Origin of the sequence: Streptomyces sp. NPDC015345, assembly GCF_043078805.1 — a bacterium.
Taxonomy (GTDB): Bacteria; Actinomycetota; Actinomycetes; order Streptomycetales; family Streptomycetaceae; genus Streptomyces.
The window spans coordinates 88,984-110,467 of the sequence record NZ_JBIBTX010000008.1; the positions used below are offsets into that span (position 1 = coordinate 88,984).

23 protein-coding genes and 1 pseudogene are annotated in these 21,484 nt (G+C 70.5%); 15 read left to right on the forward strand and 9 right to left on the reverse strand.

The window, feature by feature from the left end; genetic code table 11:
* Window positions 1-27: 27 nt before the first annotated feature.
* Together ACF062_RS29960 and ACF062_RS29965 are read right to left on the reverse strand one after the other, a co-directional pair.
* Entirely contained in the window at window positions 28-441 is a 414-nt protein-coding gene (locus tag ACF062_RS29960; RefSeq protein ID WP_223775414.1) for a VOC family protein, read from the reverse strand.
* A 10-nt stretch (window positions 442-451) separates the two neighbouring features.
* Entirely contained in the window at window positions 452-871 is a 420-nt protein-coding gene (locus tag ACF062_RS29965; protein WP_392143012.1) for a helix-turn-helix transcriptional regulator, read from the reverse strand.
* Window positions 872-1,010: 139 nt separating this feature from the next.
* Between ACF062_RS29965 and ACF062_RS29970 the strand changes: the two genes are divergently transcribed.
* A complete protein-coding gene (locus ACF062_RS29970) occupies window positions 1,011-1,589 on the forward strand; it encodes a carboxymuconolactone decarboxylase family protein (protein WP_392142774.1) in 579 nt (192 codons plus the stop codon).
* Complete coding sequence (locus tag ACF062_RS29975) at window positions 1,586-2,464, forward strand: RNA polymerase sigma-70 factor (RefSeq protein WP_392142775.1); 879 nt, start codon at window positions 1,586-1,588, stop codon at window positions 2,462-2,464. The genes ACF062_RS29970 and ACF062_RS29975 overlap by 4 nt, the downstream gene beginning before the upstream one ends.
* A gap of 105 nt (window positions 2,465-2,569) precedes the next feature.
* On the opposite strand, the gene ACF062_RS29980 is transcribed toward ACF062_RS29975, so the two are convergent.
* On the reverse strand, window positions 2,570-3,187 hold the full coding sequence (locus ACF062_RS29980) for a TetR/AcrR family transcriptional regulator (protein ID WP_392142776.1): 618 nt from the start codon (window positions 3,185-3,187) through the stop codon (window positions 2,570-2,572).
* A gap of 195 nt (window positions 3,188-3,382) precedes the next feature.
* On the opposite strand from ACF062_RS29980, the gene ACF062_RS29985 reads away from it, so the two are divergent.
* From ACF062_RS29985 to ACF062_RS30010, 6 genes are all read left to right on the forward strand, one after another.
* Window positions 3,383-3,604: a hypothetical protein gene (locus ACF062_RS29985; protein ID WP_392142777.1), complete on the forward strand. Its 222-nt coding sequence runs from the start codon at window positions 3,383-3,385 to the stop codon at window positions 3,602-3,604.
* 368 nt (window positions 3,605-3,972) lie between these two features.
* Complete coding sequence (locus tag ACF062_RS29990; RefSeq protein ID WP_392142778.1) at window positions 3,973-4,428, forward strand: hypothetical protein; 456 nt, start codon at window positions 3,973-3,975, stop codon at window positions 4,426-4,428.
* 41 nt (window positions 4,429-4,469) lie between these two features.
* Entirely contained in the window at window positions 4,470-4,814 is a 345-nt protein-coding gene (locus ACF062_RS29995; protein WP_356580096.1) for a hypothetical protein, read from the forward strand.
* 413 nt (window positions 4,815-5,227) lie between these two features.
* Window positions 5,228-5,704, forward strand: a complete 477-nt coding sequence (locus tag ACF062_RS30000) for a helix-turn-helix domain-containing protein (protein ID WP_392142779.1) — start codon at window positions 5,228-5,230, stop codon at window positions 5,702-5,704.
* Between the two features lie 33 nt (window positions 5,705-5,737).
* Window positions 5,738-6,388, forward strand: a complete 651-nt coding sequence (locus tag ACF062_RS30005) for a hypothetical protein (RefSeq protein ID WP_392142780.1) — start codon at window positions 5,738-5,740, stop codon at window positions 6,386-6,388.
* Between the two features lie 127 nt (window positions 6,389-6,515).
* A complete protein-coding gene (locus ACF062_RS30010; RefSeq protein ID WP_223775391.1) occupies window positions 6,516-6,848 on the forward strand; it encodes a DUF2516 family protein in 333 nt (110 codons plus the stop codon).
* Between the two features lie 42 nt (window positions 6,849-6,890).
* Here the strand turns inward: ACF062_RS30010 and ACF062_RS30015 are convergent, their stop codons facing one another.
* The 3 genes from ACF062_RS30015 to ACF062_RS30025 all read right to left on the reverse strand — a co-directional run bounded on the left by ACF062_RS30015 (window position 6,891) and on the right by ACF062_RS30025 (window position 10,818).
* Complete coding sequence (locus ACF062_RS30015; RefSeq protein ID WP_392142781.1) at window positions 6,891-8,390, reverse strand: PP2C family protein-serine/threonine phosphatase; 1,500 nt, start codon at window positions 8,388-8,390, stop codon at window positions 6,891-6,893.
* Window positions 8,391-8,666: 276 nt separating this feature from the next.
* Window positions 8,667-9,734: a C40 family peptidase gene (locus ACF062_RS30020; RefSeq protein ID WP_392142782.1), complete on the reverse strand. Its 1,068-nt coding sequence runs from the start codon at window positions 9,732-9,734 to the stop codon at window positions 8,667-8,669.
* Between the two features lie 286 nt (window positions 9,735-10,020).
* Window positions 10,021-10,818, reverse strand: coding sequence for a class I SAM-dependent methyltransferase (locus ACF062_RS30025; RefSeq protein ID WP_392142783.1), 798 nt, complete (start codon window positions 10,816-10,818; stop codon window positions 10,021-10,023).
* A 168-nt stretch (window positions 10,819-10,986) separates the two neighbouring features.
* Here ACF062_RS30025 and mshA point away from each other — a divergent pair, with 168 nt between their 5' ends.
* The 3 genes from mshA to ACF062_RS30040 all read left to right on the forward strand — a co-directional run bounded on the left by mshA (window position 10,987) and on the right by ACF062_RS30040 (window position 14,772).
* Window positions 10,987-12,369, forward strand: coding sequence for a D-inositol-3-phosphate glycosyltransferase (gene mshA, locus ACF062_RS30030; RefSeq protein ID WP_392142784.1), 1,383 nt, complete (start codon window positions 10,987-10,989; stop codon window positions 12,367-12,369).
* Window positions 12,370-12,427: 58 nt separating this feature from the next.
* Window positions 12,428-12,925 carry a YbjN domain-containing protein gene (locus ACF062_RS30035; RefSeq protein WP_392143013.1) on the forward strand — a complete coding sequence of 166 codons (498 nt, stop codon included), beginning with the start codon at window positions 12,428-12,430 and terminating at the stop codon, window positions 12,923-12,925.
* Window positions 12,926-13,098: 173 nt separating this feature from the next.
* Window positions 13,099-14,772 carry a glycosyl hydrolase family 28-related protein gene (locus ACF062_RS30040; protein WP_392142785.1) on the forward strand — a complete coding sequence of 558 codons (1,674 nt, stop codon included), beginning with the start codon at window positions 13,099-13,101 and terminating at the stop codon, window positions 14,770-14,772.
* Here the strand turns inward: ACF062_RS30040 and ACF062_RS30045 are convergent.
* Window positions 14,714-16,057 carry an MDR family MFS transporter gene (locus ACF062_RS30045; RefSeq protein WP_392142786.1) on the reverse strand — a complete coding sequence of 448 codons (1,344 nt, stop codon included), beginning with the start codon at window positions 16,055-16,057 and terminating at the stop codon, window positions 14,714-14,716. The two genes, ACF062_RS30040 and ACF062_RS30045, sit on opposite strands and share 59 nt — an antisense overlap.
* 160 nt (window positions 16,058-16,217) lie before the next feature.
* Here ACF062_RS30045 and ACF062_RS30050 point away from each other — a divergent pair, with 160 nt between their 5' ends.
* Window positions 16,218-16,979, forward strand: coding sequence for a phosphoglyceromutase (locus ACF062_RS30050; RefSeq protein WP_223775384.1), 762 nt, complete (start codon window positions 16,218-16,220; stop codon window positions 16,977-16,979).
* A 239-nt stretch (window positions 16,980-17,218) separates the two neighbouring features.
* Here the strand turns inward: ACF062_RS30050 and ACF062_RS30055 are convergent.
* A pseudogene (locus ACF062_RS30055) lies at window positions 17,219-17,472 on the reverse strand (transcriptional regulator); the annotation flags it as partial.
* A gap of 46 nt (window positions 17,473-17,518) precedes the next feature.
* Between ACF062_RS30055 and ACF062_RS30060 the strand changes: the two are divergent.
* Entirely contained in the window at window positions 17,519-17,785 is a 267-nt protein-coding gene (locus ACF062_RS30060) for a hypothetical protein (protein ID WP_392142787.1), read from the forward strand.
* 664 nt (window positions 17,786-18,449) lie between these two features.
* On the opposite strand, the gene phoU is transcribed toward ACF062_RS30060, so the two are convergent.
* Window positions 18,450-19,133 (reverse strand): phosphate signaling complex protein PhoU, encoded by a 684-nt coding sequence (gene phoU, locus ACF062_RS30065; RefSeq protein ID WP_223775379.1) that lies wholly within the window; start codon window positions 19,131-19,133, stop codon window positions 18,450-18,452.
* A 273-nt stretch (window positions 19,134-19,406) separates the two neighbouring features.
* Here phoU and ACF062_RS30070 point away from each other — a divergent pair, with 273 nt between their 5' ends.
* Both ACF062_RS30070 and ACF062_RS30075 read left to right on the forward strand, forming a co-directional pair.
* Window positions 19,407-20,735: an ATP-binding protein gene (locus tag ACF062_RS30070; protein ID WP_356580120.1), complete on the forward strand. Its 1,329-nt coding sequence runs from the start codon at window positions 19,407-19,409 to the stop codon at window positions 20,733-20,735.
* Complete coding sequence (locus ACF062_RS30075; protein WP_127911779.1) at window positions 20,732-21,412, forward strand: response regulator transcription factor; 681 nt, start codon at window positions 20,732-20,734, stop codon at window positions 21,410-21,412. The genes ACF062_RS30070 and ACF062_RS30075 overlap by 4 nt, the downstream gene beginning before the upstream one ends.
* The last annotated feature ends 72 nt before the right edge of the window (window positions 21,413-21,484 follow it).

Genomic DNA, 21,484 nt, shown 5'->3' on the forward strand with positions numbered 1-21,484 from the left:
GTGAAGGTCAACCGCGGGACCGCCGGGTCACCCGCGGGGCCGGCTGAACCGCAGCATGTTCCCCGCCGGGTCGCGGAACGCGCAGTCCCGCACTCCGTAGGGCTGGTCCATCGGCTCTTGGAGGACGTCGCCGCCCGCGGCGCGGATCCGCTCGAACGTCGCGTCGACGTCATCCGTACGGAAGATGACGCCACGCAGGAGGCCCTTGGCCATCAGCTCGGCGACCGCCCGCCGGTCGGAGTCCGTGGCGTTCGGGTCGGCGAGCGGCGGTTCGAGGACGATGTCCACGCCGGGCTGCGCGGGCGAGCCGACGGTGACCCAGCGCATCCCCTCGAACCCGACGTCGTTGCGCACCTCCAGACCGAGCACGTCGCGGTAGAAGGCGAGGGCCTTGTCGTGGTCGTCGACGGCGATGAAGCACTGTGCGAGGTTGATTTCCATGCGCCCCACGCTAGGGACCGCCGGGGGATCCGGCTTCTCCGTTCCTGACCGGTCGGGTGTAGATCTTGGCGACGCAGGCCGGGACGTCGGCACCGGACCCATGGTCGCGGGCCCGGTACGCACTCGGGCTCTCGCCGACCAGCTCCGTGAACCGCGAGCTGAACGACCCCAGTGACGTACAGCCCACCGCCATGCACACCTCCGTCACCGAGAGGTCCCCGCGCCGCAGCAGCGCCTTGGCCCGCTCGATCCGGCGGGTCATGAGGTAGCTGTACGGGGTCTCGCCGAAGGCGGCGCGGAAGCTTCGGGAGAAGTGGCCCGCGGACATCAGGGCGTCCCGGGCGAGGGCGGGCACGTCCAGGGGCTGCGCGTAGTCGCGGTCCATGCGGTCGCGGGCCTGGCGCAGCCGGACGAGGTCGGGGAGGGACACCACAGGGGGAACGTTACCGACTGCCTCTGACAGAGCGCGCGGTGAGCGTCCCGTTGTCACATCCCGGCAGTCACCGGTGTCTTCATGTCGAACGACCGAGTAACCGACCGACCGGCATCACTCGACACAGGAGGCCATCATGGCGCCGCGCATTCCCAAGGCCGAACTCCCCACCGAGCTCAAGGAGAACATGATCAAGCAGCTCGGCGAGGTGCCGGAGCCCGTCGAAGTGGTGTGGCACAGCCCCCAGGTCGCCACGTCCAACCTGGAGTTCTCGGCCAGGCTGAGCGAATGGGACGCGGTCGACGAGAGCCTCAAGTCGTTCGCGCACATGGCGGTCGCGGGGCAGGTCGGCTGCGGCTGGTGCCTCGACGTCGGCTACTTCCAGGCGCAGAACCAGCAGCTGGACCTGGCCAAGGCGAGCCAGGTGCCGCGCTGGCGCGAGTCGGACGTGTTCGCCCCGCTGGAGCGGGACGTCCTGGAGTACGCGGAGGCCATGACGAACACGCCGCCCACCGTCACCGACGAGCTGTACGCGGGCCTGCTGGGCCGCCTCGGCCCGGCGGGCATGGTCGAACTCACCGCGTACATCGCCTTCGTCAACATGGCCGCCAGGAACAACAACGCCCACGGCATCACCTCGCAGGGGTTCTCCGAGGCCTGCGCGATACCGCTGGCCGCGCGCTCCGGGGCCGACGGCGTGGCGTCGTCGGCATGACCGCCGCCCCGACCGATGATCCGTTCGTCGCCCACCGCGGCCTGCTCTTCACGGTCGCCTACGAGATGCTCGGCTCGGCGGCCGACGCGGAGGACGTGCTCCAGGAGTCCTGGCTGCGGTGGGCCGGCGCCGACCGGTCCCAGGTGCGGGACACGCGGGCGTACCTCGTACGGATCGTGACGCGCCAGGCGCTCAACCGGCTCCGGTCGTTGTCGCGCAGCCGGGAGGAGTACGTCGGTGAGTGGCTCCCGGAGCCGCTGCTGACCAGCCCGGATGTCGCCGACGACGTCGAACTCGCGGAGAGCGTATCGATAGCGATGCTGACCGTCCTGGAGACGCTCGCGCCGACCGAACGGGCGGTGTTCGTGCTCCGTGAGGTCTTCGAGATGCCGTACGGGGAGATCGCCGAGGCCGTCGGCAAGTCCTCGGCCTCGGTCCGGCAGATCGCCCGGCGGGCCCGCGAGCACGTGGCGGCCCGGCGGCCCCGGGTCCCGGTGAGCCGGTCGGAGCAGCAGGCCGTGATGGAACGGTTCCTGGCGGCTTTGCGGACCGGGGAGCTGGGGGAGCTGCTGGAGGTCATGGCACCCGACGTGGTCGTGATCGCGGACGGCGGCGGCCAGGTGCGCGCCGTCACGGCACCGGTCCACGGCGCCGAGGTGGTGGCGGAACTGCTCTCCCGCGCGAGCCGCACGACGGGCACGCTCGACGCGACCCCGGTATGGCTCAACGGCGCCCCCGCGGGCCGCTTCACCCTGGACGGCGAGCCGACCGCGCTGAGCGCGGTGGTGGAGGACGGCCGGATCACCCGGATCTACGTGATGCGGAACCCGCGGAAGCTGACGCGACTGGACGAGCCGGCGCGGTTGACGAGGTGAGGGGTGGCTCCTGGGGGTCGGGGGCGCGGTGGGTTCCCCGCCGCGCCCCGTCGTGATGCCGTCGCCCTGGTCGCGCAGGGCCTGTCCCAGTACCTCCCAGCTGCCTCAGGCCGTTCCCTCGCGCTGGTCCGAGCCCAGGACCTGATCGATGTGGTGGTCGAGCACGCCTCTGGCGGCATCCGGTGAGCGATACCCAAGGGCGACGTCCACGCCGAGACTCGTGGCAAGCGACCAGCAGATGTCGGCGTCGACGGGCTCTTCGCCGCGAGGTCCGCCGCCCCGCGCCTGCCGGGCCGCGGCGATGAGCCCGGCGGTGAAGGAGAGCAGCTCGTCGTCGCCCGGAGCCAGGACCCTGGCCATCGTCGGGTCGGATACGGCCCGCCCCGCTGCCGCCAGGGAGAACCGCATGAGCCGCATGCTCTCCTGATCAGTGCTGATCAGAGCATGGAGGCAGGTGCGGAGCACGGCTTCGGGGCTGGTTGTGCCGGCTGCCTTGACCGCGTTCTCGATGTTGGTGTTCACGGCTCGCACGGCTCGGTCGAGCGCGTCGCGGACCAGGGCCTGCATCGAGGAGTAGTAGTGCTGCACCTGCCCCATGGAGACGCCCGCTTCGTCGGCCACCTTGCGCAGTGTCACCTGCTCGATGCCGCCCCGGACCGCCAGCGCCCAGACGGCGTCGACCAGGCGCCTCCTGCGCTCCTCGTGGTCCACGATCTTCGGCATTGCGCCTCCTCCACGTCCTCCCTCGCCGTTCGCCATGCAGTTGCATTGCGAACGAGCCTCCATCTTATTACAGTGCAAGTGCACTGCATCCGTCCCGCCGACGGCCAGGCGGCGCGGAGGATGCCCCTGGGTGGGTGCTGCCGCGTGACGGCGACGTTCTGGAGATCCGGAAGGCATCACATGAGAAGGCATCACATGAAGTACGACATCTATGAGGGCATCGGTGTGGTTCTTCTCGTCCTCGGGGCGCAGGGGGCAATACGCCGGCTCATCGACCACGACGACGCCGGCCTGCTCGGCTGGCTGCCGGGCGGATTCGCGGTCGGCATCACGATCTACGTTCTCGCCATCGCGATCGGCGCGGTTGTTGCGGGCCGGGCCCACGGCGCAGCGAAGGCGGCCGGCCGCCGCGGCTGACGGCTGTCCTGTCCTGTCCCGATTGAGTGTGGGCGCGTCGAGGCCCTGACCGGCAGTGCCTCGACTTGAGTGGGACGTATCCGCTCGCGCTGTCCCAGATAAGCGTGGGCATGGTCCTCCCGCCGGCTCAGGTCGAGGGCGGTGGTTCGGCATGGCCGAGCACCACGGGGTCCCTGCCTGTTCCTGGCGAAGCCCAAGCCCTTCATGTGGGCGGAGACGCAAGACGGCTCGCTGGTGAACATGCGTTCGATCCAAGACGTCTCAAATCACCGCATCTCGGTTGACTGAACGCACGTTCGGGCGATCTCGTTGGGCCTGGCCTCGGGACCGAGGTCAACCGCGAAGGTCATCTTCAAAGGGGAGGACACTTGCTCAGCAACACTTCCCGCACCATCAAGACGGCGCTTGCCGCTGGCGTCGTCGCGTCGGCTCTGCTCATTCCGGCAGCTGGATCCGCCGCAGCTTCTTCGAGCGGACCGGCCGTGTCGGTGAGGGCCGTTGATCCCAACACCGCCTGCAGGAGTCACGGTAAGAACTACGTCGTGCGCACGTACTTCCGTGGGCCTAACAAGTACACGTTGCGCTGCGGCACCAGCACGTGGGGCTGGAAACACATCAAGGCAGGGCATGGCTGGAACAGCTCGATGGATAGGAAGACCAGTGCCGCCATATGGTCCGGCAAGTGGAACGGGGGTGGGTACTCGACCTGGACCGCTTCGTGCCCAAGTCGCGAGAAGTTCCGCACCAAGATCGGAACGCCCGCCGGTACCAACGATGTGCGAACCGCTTACCAGGTCACGAGCCTCGCCGCCGCCAGCTGCTAGCGACTAACTTGGGATAGTCGTAGACGAGATGAGAGGTGCATATGGCAGCTCCCACGCCGGCTGAGCTCGCCCTGGCTCGCTCACACACCACCGATGATGGCGCGATCAGGTTCAACGTCACCGACCTGGCGGTAGATCACCGACCGGACCGCAGCGTCACGTTGACCTACCAGCTCATCATCGAGCGGAAGGGTCACGCCGACGAGTGCTGGGTGTTCACACTGCCATGGGGTGACAAGTCCTTTGCGGACGTGTTCACCTCGTCTGCCCCTGATCCTGAGCGTCTTCGCCAACTGGTTCAGCTGGTGCGCGGCCTTTTGGAAGAGTGGTGGGATACCAAGGGGCACAACCGCCGGTCGGCGAAGATGGGGCGCCGATGCTCCTGAGCTGCCTATACGGGCTGTAGGAGGTCGGGTCGCCCGGGGGTGAGATTCCGGGTGACCCGACCTCTGAGGGCATTCCGCGACTTCTTCCACCACCGCGGCAAGGCTGTCCAGCAGCCTTCGGTGGGTGATCAGCGTCGCCGACATCGCCAGCGCGTCCGGCCATCCCGGCCGCAGCGGCTCCGGGACCAGCGCATCTTGGCCAGCAGCAGTGCGGCGTCCACGGCCTTGGTTCCTGCCGGTCGCAGCACCGCTGCGCAGATCGCTCAACTCGTGCGGCAGGCCCCCTGGGACTTTGTCGGTTTCGTTGGCAACGGACAGTCGCGGCTGACGGCGGCGGTGACGGTCGCGTGGCGTGGCGCACTTTTGCAAGCGGACGCTTGCAAAAGTTAGCAAGAGTGCTGCACCATCGAGGCATGGCATCACTCAACGTCGGCAATCTCGGCGAGTACCTGCGTGAACAGCGGCGCAACGCGCAGTTGTCGCTCAGGCAGCTCGCCGATGCCGCCGGGGTGTCCAACCCGTATCTGAGCCAGATCGAGCGCGGCCTGCGCAAGCCGAGCGCCGAGGTGTTGCAGCAGGTCGCCAAGGCCCTGCGGATCTCCGCCGAGACGCTGTACGTGCGGGCCGGGATCCTCGACGAGAAGGAGCGGGACGAGCTGGAGACGCGCGCCGTCATCCTCGCCGACCCCTCCATCAACGAGCGCCAGAAGCAGGTGCTGTTGCAGATCTACGAGTCGTTCCGCAAGGAGAACGGCTTCGAGACCTCTTCGTACGCGAATGAGGAAGCGGAGTCGTACGCGGATGTGGACACCGAGAACCCCGAGACCGCTGACGGCCCCCGCACGGCCGACGGCAGTGATGCCGGCCCGAAGCAGACACCCCCGAGCTGAACCAGCCGACGCGAATCCGGGAGGACCATCGTCATGGCCATCACCGATGACCTGCGCAAGACCCTCACCAACACCACCCCCGCATATTTCGTCGCCGGGTCCGCGGACCTCGCCCTCCAGCAGGCGAAGAAGGTGCCGGGCATCGTCGAGCAGCTGATCGCCGAGGCGCCCTCCCGCTTCGAGGCGGTGCGCAACACCGACCCCAAGGCCGTGCAGGACAAGGCCGCCGCCCGTGCCAAGGAGGCGCAGGAGACCCTTCAGGCCAAGGTCACCGAGGTGCTCGGCAGCCTCGACACCGACCTGAAGAAGCTCGGTGAGACCGCGCAGGACCTCGCTCTGCGCGGCGTCGGCGTGGCCGCCGAACTCGCGGTCAAGGCGCGCGAGAAGTACGACGAGGTCGCCGAGCACGGCGAGCAGGCCGTGAAGACCTGGCGCGGCGAGGCCGCCGAGGAGATCCTCGACCTGGCCGAGACGGTCGAGCCGGACGCCGAGCCGAAGCCCGTGGTCCCGGCGCCCGCCGCCACGACGGAGCCCGGGACGGCCCCCAAGGCCGAGCCGAAGGTCGTCGCGGCCTCCGAGGGCGAGAGTGTGGCCGCCGCCCCGGCGAAGAAGCCCGTCGCCAAGAAGGCCCCGGCCCGCAAGACGACGACCGCGACGGCGAAGAAGATGCCCCCGGCCAAGTAATCCGGGAGGGGACTGTCCTCGGGGGCGGGCACTCAGAAAGTGTCCGCCCCGTTGACAGGGGTAGCGGGTACCGTGGCCGCGTGATGACGAGCCGAGCCTGGCGAGACTGGTGGTGGACGTTGTGCTGATGCAGGGTTTCGCGAACTTCATGTGGCTGCTTTCGCTGGCCCTGATCCTGTTCAGCGGATTCGCGCTCATCGACGCCGCCGTCCGGCGCGAGGACGCCTATCGGGCCGCGGACAAGAAGACCAAGCCGTTCTGGCTGATCATCCTCGGGCTCGCCTTCGTGGTGAACCTGATCTTCAACATCCTGTCGTTCCTGCCGATCCTCGGCCTCATCGCCACCATCGTCTACATGGTGGACGTGCGGCCCGCGATCCGGCAGATCACCGGCGGTGGCGGCCGCCGCGGCGGCTCCAGCAGCGACGGTCCGTACGGCCCGTACAACGGCGGCCGGTAACCCCCCCGCGGGCTCCCGGAGCGCCCCGGCCGCCGGGAGCCGCTAGCGCTCGTGGCCGCCCGGCGTCCGGTCAAGGAGCAGGACCGCCACGTCGTCCGTCAGGTCGCCGCCGTTGAGGTCCCGCGCCTCGTTCACGGCGGCTTCGAGCAGTTCGTCGCCCTGGAGCCCCGAGGCGATCTGGCGGCGGACCATCTCCACCATGCCCTCCTGGCCCAGGCGCTCCTTGCCCCGGCCGATCCGGCCCTCGATCAGGCCGTCCGTGTAGAGCATCAGGCTCCACTTCCCGCCCAGCTCCACCTGTCGGCGCGGCCAGCGGGCACGCGGCAGCAGGCCGAGCGCGGGGCCCCCGTCCTCGTACGGAAGGAGTTCCGCGAGGCGGCCCTCGCGCGCGATCAGCGGCGCGGGGTGGCCGGCCAGGCAGAGTCCGGCCCGGCGGCCGTCGGGGGCGATGTCGACCGTGCAGAGCGTCGCGAAGATCTCGTCGTCCGCGCGCTCGTGCTCCAGGACCTTCTGGAGCGTGGAGAGCAGTGCGTCGCCGCACAGGCCCGCGAAGGTCAGCGCGCGCCAGGCGATCCGCAGCTCCACGCCGAGCGCGGCCTCGTCGGGGCCGTGGCCGCACACGTCGCCGATCATGACGTGCACGGAGCCGTCGGGGGTGCGCACCGTGTCGTAGAAGTCGCCGCCGAGCAACGCGCGGGAGCGCCCGGGCCGGTAGCGGGCGGCGAACCGCAGCGGTGAGCCGTCCAGGAGCGGCGTCGGCAGCAGGCCGCGCTCCAGGCGGGCGTTCTCCTGGGCCCGGAGCCGGGACTCGGTCAGCTGGCGCTGGGCGGCGTCGGCGCGCTTGCGCTCCACCGCGTACCGGATGGCGCGGCTCAGCAGCCGCCCGTCCAGCTCGTCGCGCAAGAGGTAGTCCTGGGCGCCGACGCGCACGGCTTCGGCGCCGAGCTCGGAGTCGTCGTTGGCGGTGAGCGCGAGGACGGCGTGGCGGGGCGCGAGGCGCAGCACGTGCTTGAGCGCGGCGAGCTCGTCCACCTCCGCCTCGGCGGCGCCGGAAGCGGTGCCGGAAGCGGCACCCGAAGCGCTGCTGGGGCCGGAAGCGCTGCCGGGGGCGGAGGCGGTGGTGCCGGGGACGGTCAGGGCGAGGTCGAGCAGGATGCAGTGCACGTCGTCCGTGAGCAGCCGCTCGGCCTCGGTGAGGTTGCGGGCGGTGCGGATACGGATGGGCTTGCCGGCGGAGTCGAGCAGGCGCGGGACGCTCAGTGGGCCCGCCGGGTCGTCCTCGATCACCAGCAGGCTGAGGCTGGTACCCGTGATGGGTCCGGCGCCGTCGACGGAGCCGCGCTCGGGCACCGTGACGGGCGCGGGCCCAGGCACAGGCTCGGTGTCAGGGGCAGGGGCAGGGGCAGGTCCTGGGCCGGTGCCGAGGCTGCCTGTGTCGGTCGTGTCACGGGGAGCCGCCGCCGTGTCGCTCGGGGGCGGCGCCTGAGTCCGACCGCCTTCCGCGGCCGGGATCGCTCTCTGCCGCGGTATGGGTACGGGCATCGCTTGGTTCCTTCCCTCCCCCCGAGGGCATGGTGCCGCGCAGGTCGACGCGGCACCGACGGGGACCTTAGCGGTAGCCGTGGCTCCATAGGAATGGCCTGCGGCAAACCGCCACCGTCATATGCCGTATCCAGGAACGCACTTGGGCACGGCACGGCCCCACCCGGATGACGAACATCACGCCTCAGGGGGCGATCGGACGGCCGGGGCGTGCACTGCGTCACACCACTGGTTACGTCCCTGGGTCACACCCTTCCGCGGCCCGGCGGCGCGACGCTACTTGTCGGGCCGTACGACCCCGAGGATCTTCATGGAACCCGCTCCGGCGATGGTCACGTCCCGCCCCGGCCGCGGCGCGTGCACGATCGCGCCGTCGCCCACGTACATCCCCACGTGGCTGGCGTCCGCGTGGTAGATGATCAGGTCGCCGGGGCGCATGTTCTTCATGTCGATGCGCGGCAGCTGCTTCCACTGCTCCTGGGAGGTCCGCGGGATGCCGCGCCCGGCCGCCGCCCAGGCCTTCGAGGTGAGCCCCGAGCAGTCGTACGACCCCGGACCCTCGGCGCCCCATACGTACGGCTTGCCGATCTGGGCCGTGGCGAACTCGACGGCCTTCTTGCCCTCGGGCGTCATCTTGCGGCCGATGTCATTCAGGGCGCCCGAACGCACCCACGCCGACTGCTTCTTGAGGGCGGCCTCCTCCTCCAGCTTGCGCAGCCGCTCCCGCTCCTTCTTCTCCAGCCTCGATTCGAGCTTCTCGGCGTCGGCGATCTTCTTCTTTATCTTCTTCTTCGACGCGGCCTTCGCCTTGCGGTTGGCTTCCAGCTTCTTCCAGCGGGCGGTGGCGTCCTCGGCGTAGATCCGCAGGTCTTCCTGGGTTCTCCTCAGCTCCGTCAGCATGCCCTTGGTGGCCTTCTCGCCCTGCCGCATGCGTCCGGCGCCGTCCAGGAACTGGCGCGGGTCGTCGCTGAGCATCAGCTGCGCCTCGTCCGGCATGCCGCCGCCGCGGTACTGCGCGCGGGCCGCGGCGCCCGCGCGGGCCTTGAGCTTCTTCAGCCTGGCCTGGCCCTCGGCGATGTCCTTGGCCAGCTTCACGATCTGCTCGGACTGCTTGTCGGCCTTCTCCTCCGCCGCGTTGTACGCGTCGGTGGCCACGCCCGCGTCGTGGTAGAGCTTCTCGATCTCCTTGCGCACCCGCTCAAGGGACTCGTCCGATCTGGGCGTCGGCTCCGCGGGGCTGGAAGGAGGCGGGGGGCTCGCATACGCCGCTCCCGGCGCTGTCACCACCACCGCCGCGCAGATCAGTGCCACAGTCGCCGCCGTCGAGTATCGCTTGCCGGTCACGCCCTGCCACCCCCAAAGCTGATTTACCGTCAGTAACTTCTGGTCGCCACCGGGATGGTGCCATGCCGGCGCCCAATGCGACAGATCCCGGCAGCAAACCGCGAGCCCGCTTCCGAGCCCCCACCCGCCCCATGTGACGAACCGCATCCGATGTTCGTTCCCCGCAGGTCAGCGACTCAGGGAAGTCTCCGGGTGCCCTCAGGGAGTCCTCGGGGGAGCCCTCGGGGCCGCCGTCAGGGCTGCCCCGGAGTCGCTCTTGCGGCGGCCTCCGGATGGGCGCAGGAGTTCACCCCGCCCGAGGCGCCAACGCCTCCCAGCGCACCGTCACTTCACCCTGCCGCCACCGCGAAGTCCCACCGAGGACCGGCCAGTCGGCGCTGAGGTCACGCACCGCCGTGATCCACCGCTGCCGCGCCCCGTACGAGGCGTACGGCGCCGCGGCCGCCCAGGCCCGGTCGAAGTCCCGCAGGAACGCGTGCACCGGCTCGCCCGGCACGTTCCGGTGGATCAGTGCCTTCGGCAGCCGCTCGGCCAGGTCGGAGGGCCGCTCCAGGGAGCCGAGCCGCGCCGCGAACGTCACCGTGCGGGGCCCCTCAGGGCCGAGCGCGACCCACACGTGCCGTCGGCCGATCTCGTCGCAGGTGCCCTCGACGAGCAGCCCGCCGGGGGCGAGCCGCGCGCACAGCCGCTCCCACACGGCGGCGACCTGCTCCTCGTCGTACTGCCGCAGGACGTTCGCCGCCCGGATCAGCGCCGGGCTGCCCGGCAGCGGCACCTCGAAGCCGCCGTGCCGGAACATGAGCCCCTCGCGCTCGTACGGCCGCGCGGCGGCGACCCGCGCCGGATCGATCTCGATGCCGACCACGCGCGCGTGCGGCGCGACGGTACGCAGCCGCAGCAGCAGTTCGACGGCGGTCCAGGGGGAGGCGCCGTAGCCGAGGTCGACGGCGACCGGGTCGGGGGAGCGGCGCAGGGCGGCGCCGTGCGTGGCGGCGATCCAGCGGTCCATGCGGCGCAGCCGGTTCGGGTTCGTGGTCCCGCGCGTCACCGTTCCCACGGGGCGGGAAGGGGTGCGTGGGGCCATGGGGAAAGGGTATGCGGGGACGGCGGTCGACAGGCATCGCGTAACGCTTTGGCAAAAAGGGGCGAAGGGGCGGGCGAGAGGAAATGGAGCAGCTGCTTCCGGTGTTCTCCCTGCGGAGGTACGTACGCCCTCCGCCTCGTCATGCCCGTACGCAAGGAGGACCGCCACGTGAGCCAATACGTGTCCAGGCTCGGGCGTCGCTCCCCGGCGGCACCCTCTCGGCTCCGTATCCCCGGCATCCCCGGCATCCCGGGTTCTCACGGCTCCCATCGGCGTCCGCGCCGCGTGGCGATGCTGAGTGTGCACACCTCGCCGCTGCACCAGCCCGGCACGGGCGACGCGGGCGGCATGAACGTCTACATCGTCGAGCTGGCCAAGCGTCTCGCCGCGATCAACATCGAGGTCGAGATCTTCACGCGCGCCACCACCGGCGCCCTCCCGCCCGCAGTGGAACTGGCGCCCGGCGTCCTCGTGCGCCACGTCGACGCGGGCCCCTACGAAGGCCTCGCCAAGGAAGAGCTGCCGGCGCAGCTCTGTGCCTTCACGCACGGCGTGATGCAGGCCTGGGCGGGCCACCGTCCCGGCTATTACGACCTGGTCCACTCCCACTACTGGCTCTCCGGCCACGTCGGCTGGCTCGCCGCCGAACGCTGGGGCGTGCCCCTCGTCCACGCCATGCACACCATGGCCAAGGTCAAGAACGCCGCGCTCGCCGAGGGTGACACCCCGGAGCCGGCCGCCCGCGTCATCGGCGAGACGCAGATAGTGCGTGCCGCCGACCGCCTCATCGCCAACACCTCCGAAGAGGCCGGCGACCTCGCACACCACTACGAAGCCGAGCCCGGCAAGGTCGCCGTCGTCCACCCCGGCGTCAACCTCGACCGCTTCCGCCCGGCCGACGGGCGCGCCGCGGCGCGCCACCGCCTCGGGCTGCCGCCGGACGCCCTGATCCCCCTCTTCGCGGGCCGCATCCAGCCCCTGAAGGCCCCTGACGTGCTGCTCCGCGCGGTCGCCGTGCTCCTGGACGAGCGGCCCGCCCTGCGCTCGAACATCGTCGTGCCCATCGTCGGCGGCCCCAGCGGCAGCGGCCTCGCGAAGCCGGAGGGCCTCCAGAAGCTGGCCGCGAGACTCGGGATCGCCGACGTGGTGCGCTTCCAGCCGCCGGTGGGCCAGGACCAGCTGGCGGACTGGTTCCGCGCGGCGTCCGTGCTCGTGATGCCCTCCTACAGCGAGTCCTTCGGTCTCGTCGCCATAGAGGCGCAGGCGGCGGGCACGCCGGTCCTCGCGGCCTCGGTGGGCGGCCTGCCCGTCGCGGTGCGCGACGAGGTCACCGGCTTCCTGATCTCCGGCCACGAACCGGCCCACTACGCGCGCGTGCTGCGCGATTTCGCCGACCATCCACAGCTTGTGGACCGCATGGGAGCGGCCGCGGCCCGGCACGCGCAGTCCTTCGGCTGGGACACGGCGGCCGCGGCGACGGCCGATGTCTACACGGCGGCCATGTACGACTTCCGCAGCTCAGGCCGTCACGTACGCTCACACCATGGCTGAGCCCGAGCAGGCGGACACGGAAGCGGACATGGGCGTGGACGCGGACACGGACATGGGCATGGACGCGGACGGGGACGCCGCGACGATCATCGAGCGGACACTGGACGACGCCGAGCTGGAGTGGGAGAGCCCCGAGCCGGGCGCCTACGTAGTGAAGCTCCCCGGCACCCGCAAACTGTCGACGACCCTGTCGATGATCGTGGGCAAGCACTCGCTGTCCCTGAACGCGTTCGTGATCCGCCACCCCGACGAGAACCACGAGGCGGTCCACCGCTGGCTGCTCGAGCGGAACCTCCGCCTCTACGGCGTGAGTTACGCGATCGACTCCCTCGGCGACATCTATCTGGCGGGCAAGTTGCCGCTCGCCGCGGTCACCCCCGCCGAACTGGACCGTCTCCTCGGTGCGGTCCTCTCCGCCTCGGACGACTCCTTCAACACGCTCCTGGAGCTGGGTTTCGCGTCGGCGATCCGCAAGGAGTACGAGTGGAGGGTTTCGCGGGGGGAGTCCACGCGGAACCTCGACGCGTTCACGCATCTGACCCAGCCCAAGCAGTAGCGGGCCTCAGGTCCATGCCCCCTGGGGCGGGCGACTGAGCACCGCCCGCCCCTCTTTCTGCCCCACCCCTTCCGCCTTACCCCCTTCCGTGCGGATCGCCGCCGTGGCATGCTCCCGCCCACTGCACCGCACCGCTCACGTGAACCACATTCACATCCATGGAAGGCGGCGGCATGGCTCACCCCACCAGACGCGTCCTGCTCGGCGGCGCGACAGCGGCAGCGGCGGCCGCAGCGGTCGCAACAATCGCCCCCACTGCCCGCGCGGCCGCGCCCGCCCCCCAAACGCCCGCCCTCTGGCGTGAGTTCACCCGGGCCCCTTACACCCACCCCCAGATCCCCTACATAGGCCGCTCCGGCTTCCGTGCGGGACGACACCCCTTTCCCCGCCCCCACCGCGTCCTCGACGCCCGCCACTACGGCGCCACCCCCGACGGCACGTCCGACGCAGCCCTCGCCATCAACCGCGCCCTCGCCGAAGCGGGCAGGAGCGGCGGCGGCACGGTCCTCCTGCGGCCCGGTACCTACCGTGTCGACGACATCATCCGCATCGCCCACGACCACGTCACGCTCCGCGGCGCGGGCAGCGCCCGCACCACCCTCCTCGCCACGAAGAACCTCACCGAGCTGATCGGCCCCTACGGCTCCCGCTACGGCGGTGACAAGTCCAGCTGGTCCTGGGCCGGCGGCCTCATCTGGCTCTGCCCGGAGGCCCGTTGGGAGTCGCTGACCACCGCCATCAAGGCCAAGGCCTGGCCCTTCGAGGGCTGGACCGGCAACAGGCGCGACGAGTGGCGGACCCTCACCACCGTCCGCCCGGCCCACCGCGGCTCCTGGTCGGTGCGGGTCACCGACACCTCCCGCCTCCGCAAGGGCGACCTCGTCATCCTGCGCCTCGCCGACGACGCCGACCACACGCTCCTGGAGCACATGGCGGGCGACGGCGCGGGCGCACGCGCGTACACCTGGGACGACAAGACGAAGCTCACCTCGTATGTCCCCTACGAGTGGCCCGTAAGGATCGGGGCCGTCGACCCCGGCAGGCGCGCGGTCACCTTCGAGCGCCCCCTGCCCCTCGACATACGCCCCTCATGGGACCCCCGCCTCACCACCCACGTCCCGGCCCTGACCGGCTCGGGCGTCGAGGCGCTCACCCTGGAGGCCGTCGAGACCCCCCAGTCCCCGCACCTCCTCGACAAGGGCTACAACGGCGTCACGTTCCAGTGCGCCTACGACTGCTGGGCCGATGACATCGTCGTACGCCATGTGGACAACGGCTTCGGCCTGGTGGCCGCCTCCGCCTGCACCCTGCGCCGCACGCGCGTGTCGGGCCGCGGCTCGCACCACCCGTACTTCTGCCGCGAGGGCTCGCACGACAACCTCGTCGACGACTTCAGGATCGACGCCCGCACGACCCCGGCCCCGCCCGGCACCCAGCTGCACGGCATCAACGTAGAGGGCCTCTCCTCCCACAACGTCTGGTCGCGCGGCCACATGGAGATGGGCACCTTCGACAGCCACCGCGGGATGCCGTTCGCGAACGTACGTACGGACATCACCGTCGAGAACAACGGCCGGCACGGCGGCGACGCGAGCGCGGGACCCCTCTTCGGTGCCCGCTTCACCCACTGGAACATCCGCGTCACCAACGGACGCGCGGGCCTCATGAAGCTCGACGGCCTCGCGCCCCACAGCGCCACGGTCGGCCTCAACACCGTCCGTGAGTTCGACCAGATCGACGTTCCCGACTTCACCGGCGACCTGAACACGCGCCTTGAGCTGTACGGCACTACGGACGCGGTGCGGCCGCGGAATCTGTACGAGGCGCAACGGACCCTGCGGCACTGACCGCGCCGCCCTCCACCGGGCCCTCCACCGGGCTCTGCACCGAGTCCTCCGCCGGGTCCTTCGCCGGGTCCTCCGCCGGGCCCTCATCCGGAAGGCCCCGCATCAGCCCCCAGTACCCCAGCGCCGCCACCGTCCCGAGCACCGCGCACGCCGCCCACAGCCACTCCGCGCCGAACCGGTCGATCATGAACCCGGACATCAGCGGGGCGACGAGCGCGGCCACGGACCACGACATCGTGTACATGCCCTGGTAGCGCCCGCGCCCGTGGGTGGGGGAGAGCGCGACGACCAGGCCAGTCTGGGTCGGCGCGTTGACGATCTCGGCGAGCGTCCACACGCAGACCGTCAGCGCGAAGACCCCGACGGACCCGGCGAAGGCGGTCAGCCCGAAGCCGTACCCGGCGACTACGGAGGAGATCACCAACAGCCGTCGGGGATCGCGGTGTTCGATGAACCGCGTGACGGGGATCTGGAGAGCGACGATCAGTACGCCGTTCACGGCGATCGCGAGTCCGTAGTCGGCGGGCGTGAAGCCGGCCTCACCCATCGCGACCGGCAGCCCCACGGACCCCTGCTGGAAGATCAGCGCGACGAGGAACGACAGCCCCACCACGCCCATGAACCGCCCGTCCCGCAGCACGGTCCCGAGCCCGACCACCGGCTCGGCGGCCTTCTCCTGCGCCGTCCGCACGGGCCGCGACTCCGGCAGCTTCATGAAGACGACGATCGCGCAGACCATCGTCATCGCGGCCTCGATCAGGAACCCGGCCCGGTAGCTGTACGAGGCGATGAACCCGGCGCCGGCGGAGGAGATGGCGAAACCGAGGTTGATGGCCCAGTAGTTGAGGGAGAAGGCCCGCACCCGGTCCTCGGGCCGCACGATGTCCGCCATCATCGCCTGCACGGCGGGCCGCGACGCGTTGCTCGCCATGCCCACGAGGAAGGCGACGCCCGCGATCGCCACCGGGTGCTCCATGAACCCGAGCACCGCCACGGAGAGCGCCGTCGAAGCCTGCGCGATCAGCAGCGTGGGCCGCCGCCCGAGCCGGTCCGTCATCACGCCCGCGCCCAGGGAGGACACGACGCCGCCGAGCCCGTGCAGCGCGGCGACGAGGCCGGCGTACGAGGCGGAGTAGCCCCGCTCCAGGGTCAGGTACAGCGCCATGAACGTGGCGACGAAGGCGCCGAGCCGGTTGACCAGAGTGCTGATCCACAGCCACCAGAAGGCGCGCGGAAGCCCCGACACGCTCTCGGTGACGGCACGTCTCATGGCGGTGAAGGGCATGCGGTTTCCCCCGGTGTGTAAGTGTCTAAAGTGGCTGGCACATATTACGAACCAGCCGCGCCGCCCCGCCACCCGATTGACGCGAACCGTCAATCAGCACCCCCGCACCCCCTACTGGCCCCCGCGCGAGGCCCGCCGGGGTTCGATTACGCTCAGAGGCATGGCCGACGCACCGTACAAGCTGATCCTCCTCCGCCACGGCGAGAGCGAATGGAACGCGAAGAACCTGTTCACCGGCTGGGTGGACGTCAACCTCAACGAGAAGGGCGAGAAGGAGGCGGTCCGCGGCGGTGAGCTGCTCAAGGACGCCGGCCTGCTCCCCGACGTGGTCCACACGTCGCTCCAGAAGCGCGCGATCCGCACCGCGCAGCTCGCGCTGGAGGCGGCCGACCGCCTCTGGATCCCGGTGCACCGCTCGTGGCGCCTGAACGAGCGCCACTACGGCGCCCTCCAGGGCAAGGACAAGGCCCAGACGCTGGCCGAGTTCGGCGAGGAGCAGTTCATGCTCTGGCGCCGCTCGTACGACACCCCGCCGCCGCCGCTTGACCGCGACGCGGAGTACTCCCAGTTCTCCGACCCCCGCTACGCGACGCTCCCGCCCGAGCTGCGCCCCCAGACGGAGTGCCTGAAGGACGTCGTCGTCCGCATGCTCCCGTACTGGTTCGACGGCATCGTCCCGGACCTCCTCACGGGCAGGACGGTCCTGGTGGCGGCCCACGGCAACAGCCTCCGCGCCCTGGTCAAGCACCTGGACGGCATCTCCGACGCGGACATCGCGGGCCTGAACATCCCCACGGGCATCCCGCTCTCGTACGAACTGGACGCCGAATTCAAGCCGCTGAACCCGGGCGGCACCTACCTCGACCCGGAGGCCGCGAAGGCGGCGATCGAGGCGGTCAAGAACCAGGGCAAGAAGAAGTAGCCCTGCTTCAGCTTCAAGCCCCCTGCCTGCGGTTTCTCTGCGGGCAGGGGGCTTTTCCGCAGTCTGGTGGGTCGCTCACCCGCACGGCTCGGGCGGCCGGCCGCCCGAGCCGTGGTTCGAGTAGGTCCAAGGGCTCGCCGGGGGTCCGCCAGGCGGAGTGGATCGGGTAGCCGGTGCGGGCCTGGATCGCGTCCGTGTCGAGGAAGCCCAGGCCCTGCGGGGTGGCGATGACCCCGACATCACGCGGGGACTCCCAGTCGGCGGCTGAAGTGATGGAGCTCCGGCAGGGTAAGGCGGTGATCGCGGGCGGCCATGTCGGCGACCAACTCCCGGACAGCGGGGCGGCGGACATCCTGCGCGGCGCAGGCCTCGGTGACACGGAGGGCGCGATAGGCCTCGGCGGGCGATCCCGCCGACTGTAGGCACGCGCCGTCTCCACCCACGGCGCGGCGCGGCGTTCGGGCACGGGGATGTGTCGGCGCAGTTGGTGTCTCCGGTTCCTGGCACATGGCCGGACCGGCTTGGCTACCGTTCAGCCCATGGTCGACACATCGCGAAGCAGGGACGAGATTCTTGAGCTCGGTGCCGCAGCCGCAGCACAGTGCGCCATGCCCCGTGGTGGGTTGAGCAGTCCGGTGGGCAGCGCGGCCTTCAGGTCTGCCTGTTTGGACCTCAACTATCACGCCGGCATCGCGGCGGTCCGCGCCGGCTATACCCCTGAGGAAGTAGGCCCCGAGGCGGCCGACCTGTTCAGGCGAGGCTTCACTCGGCACTTGGGGGACAACGAGCATTTCCACACCCAGTGATGTGCCGGGGGCGGCGAGCGGCTGCCCCCAGCGTTGCGAAGCTCAACTGACGGCCAGGACGCGGCGTCAGCGTGTGAAGTTCAGGTGCTTCCACGCGCCGTGCGTCGTCGCGTCGACGTTGTCGTCCGACGAACCGTTCACGTACGACGAACGGATCCGCGCGCGGACTCACCGGGCGCCTTCAGGCGGACCGGCGACGTGCCGTCGGAGGCGTGCTCGAAGTGCTCCGAGCCCGTTGCCTGCGGGTTATGGCATGTCTGTGACAGCCATGTCTGTGACAGTTGCGGAGGAAGTTTCGCCGGGCGGCTCGTTCGGCGGTCTGGCCCGGACCGCCGACGCGCGCGTGCGCCGTTGATGCGCCCTGCCCGGCGGCGTTGCAATGGGAGGCAGGCAGTACGCGAGTACAGCGGTACGCCGTTACACCAGTACGCCTTCGAGGAGGAGACCCATGACAGCGTCCCCCGAGCCCATGGTCATAGCGATGAACTGCGGCTGCGGTTCCGGCTGCTCCTGCGGCTGCCAGTCCGGCGGCTCCTGCCAGTGCGGCGGCGGCTGCGGCTGACGCCCGTCCGCACGACCGTGCCCCGCAAGACCGTGCCCCGCACGACCACCTGACGTCGTGCGGGGCACCGCGCGTAAGCCCACCGGGCCCGCGGAAAGGGGCCTACGCCCCTTCGACCGGTGCCGGGCCCGACGACTGGATCTCGTCCGCGTGCTCGCCCGTGACCAGGTACACGACCCGCTTCGCGACCGACACCGCGTGGTCCGCGAAGCGCTCGTAGTAGCGGCCGAGCAGCGTCACGTCGACGGCCGTCTCGATGCCGTGCTTCCAGCGGTCGTCCATCAGGTGCTGGAAGAGGGTGCGGTGCAGCTGGTCCATCTCGTCGTCGTCCTGCTCCAGCTGGAGCGCGAGGTCGACGTCCTTGGTGATGATGACCTCCGCCGCCTTCGCCATCAGGCGCTGCGCGAGCTGGCCCATCTCCAGGATCGTGGCGTGCAGGTCCCGCGGCACCGCCGAGTCCGGGAAGCGCAGCCGGGCCAGCTTGGCGACGTGCTGGGCGAGGTCGCCCGAGCGCTCCAGGTCGGCGCTCATCCGCAGCGAGGTCACGACGATGCGCAGGTCGGTGGCGACCGGCTGCTGCCGCGCGAGCAGGGCTATCGCGCGCGCCTCCAGCTCGTGCTGGAGATCGTCCACCTTCTGGTCGGCGGCGATCACGCTCTCGGCCAGCTTCAGATCGGCGTCGAGCATGGCCGTCGTGGCGCGCCCGATCGCGGACCCGACGAGGCGGGCCATCTCGACCAGGCTCTCGCCGATCGAGTCAAGTTCCTCGTGGTACGCGTCCCGCATGTGGCTGTCCCTCTCTCGTACGTCTCAGGGGGCTGGCCCCTACGCTCCCACGGTGCGGCCCCGACGCGTCCGTTTCCGGCACCTCGAATGAACCATCCCTGTCATCAAGGTGAACTGTGGGCGACACGGGGCGACATCTCCGATCGGCCCGCTACCGGGCCCTTCGGCAGAAATGAACCGGTGCCGTCCCCTCGGTGAACTCTGGGCGACGAGTGTTCGAGGCCGCACCCGAATGGCTGTGGCCTGTACTCACCCGGCGCATAACCTGGAGACATGGACGTGAACGCGGCGGTCGCCGCAGCGGCAGCGATCGCCGGGGTGTGCACCGGCGTCATCGCCATGCTGGCGTTCCGCTGGAGCGAGCGCGAACAGAAACGCCCCACCCGGACCTCCCTGCACACCGATGCCGTACTGCCGCCGGGCGTGGACACGGTCCTGTCCGTGCTGCGCTCCTCGGCCGTCGTCCTGGACGAGGCCGACAGCGTGGTCAAGGCCAGCTCGGCGGCGTACGCGCTCGGACTCGTGCGCGGCGGCAAGCTCGCCGTCGAGCCGATGCTCCAGATGGCCCGCGACACCCGCAGGGACGGCGAGATACGCCAGGTCGAACTGGACCTGCCCCGGCGCGGCACCGGCCGCGGCGAGGCCCTCGCGGTCTCCGCCCGCGTCGCCCCGCTCGGCTCCCGGCTCGTGCTGCTCCTGGTCGAGGACCTCACGGAGGCCCGCCGCATCGAGGCGGTACGCCGCGACTTCGTCGCGAACGTGTCCCACGAGCTGAAGACCCCCGTGGGCGCCCTCAGCCTCCTCTCCGAGGCCGTCATGGACGCCTCCGAGGACCCCGAGGCCGTCGAACGCTTCGCGGGCCGCATGCAGATCGAGGCGACCCGCCTGACCAATCTCGTCCAGGAGCTCATCGACCTCTCCCGGGTCCAGAACGACGACCCCCTGGAGGACGCCGAGCCGGTGCGGGTCGACGAACTGGTGGCGGAGGCGATCGACCGCAGCCGCCACCAGGCCTCCCACAAGCAGATCACCCTGGCCGCGTCGATAGGAGGGACCGCGGGCCCCTCGCCCTCCACCGAGGACGAGGACGAGGGCGGGCGCCGGGAGGCCGGCACCGCCGAGCTCCAGATCTGGGGCAACCGCGGCCAGCTCGCCGCGGCCCTCGGCAACCTCGTCGAGAACGCCGTCAACTACAGCCCCTCCCGCACCCGCGTGGGCATAGCCGCCCGCCGGGTCACCGCGCCCGGCGGCGACATGATCGAGGTCGCCGTCACCGATCAGGGCATCGGCATCTCCGACAAGGACAAGGAACGCATCTTCGAGCGCTTCTACCGCGTAGACCCGGCCCGCTCCCGGGCCACCGGCGGCACCGGCCTCGGCCTCGCCATCGTCAAGCACGTGGCCGCCTCCCACGGCGGGGAGGTCACCGTGTGGAGCTCCGAGGGACAGGGCTCCACCTTCACCCTGCGGCTGCCGGAGGCGGCCGCGCACCGCGACCGCGGACCAGGTCACGGCGGTGGCACCGGCGCCGGAGCCGGTACCGCCCCGACCGACGAGACCACTACGTACGAACCCATTCCTGCCCCGGAGGTCCTTCCGTGACCCGAGTGCTCGTCGTCGAGGACGAGGAATCCTTCAGCGACGCTCTCTCCTACATGCTCCGCAAAGAGGGCTTCGAGGTCGCCATCGCGGCCACCGGCCCGGACGGACTCGACGAATTCGAGCGCAACGGCGCCGACCTCGTCCTGCTCGACCTCATGCTGCCGGGCCTGCCCGGCACCGAGGTCTGCCGTCAGCTGCGCAGCCGCTCCAACGTCCCGGTGATCATGGTCACCGCCAAGGACAGCGAGATCGACAAGGTGGTCGGTCTGGAGATAGGAGCCGATGACTACGTCACCAAGCCCTTCTCCTCGCGCGAACTGGTCGCCCGCATCCGCGCGGTCCTGCGCCGCCGCGGCGAGCCGGAGGAGGTCGCTCCGCAGGCCCTTGAGGCGGGCCCCGTCCGCATGGACGTCGACCGCCACGTGGTCACCGTCTCCGGCTCCAAGATCGACCTGCCGCTGAAGGAGTTCGACCTCTTGGAGATGCTCCTGCGCAACGCGGGCCGTGTCCTGACCCGTATGCAGCTCATCGACCGCGTCTGGGGCGCGGACTACGTGGGGGACACCAAGACCCTCGACGTCCACGTCAAGCGGCTGCGCGCGAAGATCGAGCCGGACCCGGGGGCCCCGCGCTACCTGGTGACGGTCCGCGGCCTCGGCTACAAGTTCGAGCCGTAGACCGCGAGCGGCGGGCCGTGAGACGTGAGAGAGGGCGGGAACCCGGTGGGGTTCCCGCCCTCTCTCGTACGT